Annotated in this window: 1 protein-coding gene and 1 pseudogene; both read left to right on the top strand. The window is 44.9% G+C overall.

Annotated features, from left to right (window positions below):
* Positions 1–293, top strand: a pseudogene (locus R8N49_RS26440) (2',3'-cyclic-nucleotide 2'-phosphodiesterase); the annotation flags it as partial.
* Between the two features lie 108 nt (positions 294–401).
* Positions 402–787 (top strand): Crp/Fnr family transcriptional regulator (locus tag R8N49_RS26445; RefSeq protein ID WP_318190359.1); only part of this gene is annotated, 386 nt, incomplete at its 3' end.

The raw sequence follows: 787 nt of genomic DNA on the forward strand, positions 1-787 counted from the left end.
TCCCTGGCACTGGTCCGGACTTCATTGCATTTGACTCTCCAGACGAAAACCGTTCTGTGGTTGCGGCGTACATTTCTCGCGTCAGTGAGGAAAAAGGCGAAGTCACGCCAAGCGCTGACAATAACTGGTCGTTCGCACCAATTAAGTCAGACAAAAAACTGGATATTCGCTTTGAAACCTCACCGAGCGAAAAAGCTTCGAAGTTTATCCAAGACAAAGGCCAATACCCGATGAAACGCGTCGCAACTGACGAAGTGGGCTTTGCGATTTATCAGATCGATTTAAACAAATAAGCGACTCCATGTTCAAACTAGCGGCTCCTCAGTGAGCCGCTTTTTGTTACTGCGCAAAGCAGTTAAGATAGTTCAAATGCGCTAACCCTTTCACTGCAGATAACCTTCATGCAAAACGACGTATTTTTCGATCTCACTCAACATGGCTTTTCAGAAGACGAAGCCTCACAACTCATGGTCTATGGACAAGAGTTAGAATTACCCACTAGGCACATTCTTAGCCATCAAGGTGAATTTAGTTCTCACATCTACTTCATTCTGGAAGGGGTATGCCACGCAAGCTATCTCACAGAGAAAGGCAAAGAATTCAGCAAAGAGTTTTATTGGGAAAAGGACTGGGTGATCGGCTTTGAAAGCGTGATAAAAGGTCAACCTTCACCGTACTTATTGGAAACGCTGACCGCATGTCATTTATTCTGTTTGCCTATCGAGGCATTGCATCAATGGCGCGCTGAAAAGCACTCAATTTACCTAAAATTGCTCGAAACGCAGTT

This window comes from Vibrio sp. 1978 (assembly GCF_033344345.1).